Source organism: Natrialba taiwanensis DSM 12281 (genome assembly GCF_000337595.1).
Taxonomy (GTDB): Archaea; Halobacteriota; Halobacteria; order Halobacteriales; family Natrialbaceae; genus Natrialba; species Natrialba taiwanensis.
Genome location: NZ_AOIL01000008.1, coordinates 1 through 266 on the forward strand (window position 1 = coordinate 1; position 266 = coordinate 266).

Here is a 266-nt window from a genome sequence, read left to right on the forward strand (position 1 = left end):
CTACAGTGTACGTCGATCACCGCGCTCTGCGCGGTATCGACGAGAAACGTCGCCTGTATCGTCCGTACGTCTCGACCGCACCGTTTGAGGGAGTGGCTCGACGCCTGTTGGCGGTCGAAATAGGTGACGTCGATGGCGGCGTGACCGGACTGATCGAGCAGCTCCGACGAAAGTCGGAGCAGCTCTCTCCAGATCCGCATCGGTGCTCGATCAAACGACTTGCACAGTGCGGATGGACCAGGGAACTCGCCGCGCTCGAGAACGAG

The 266-nt window shown here is 61.3% G+C and carries 1 pseudogene; it reads right to left on the minus strand.

The window, feature by feature from the left end:
• Positions 1-266 (minus strand): annotated as a pseudogene (locus C484_RS00950) (IS5/IS1182 family transposase); the annotation flags it as partial.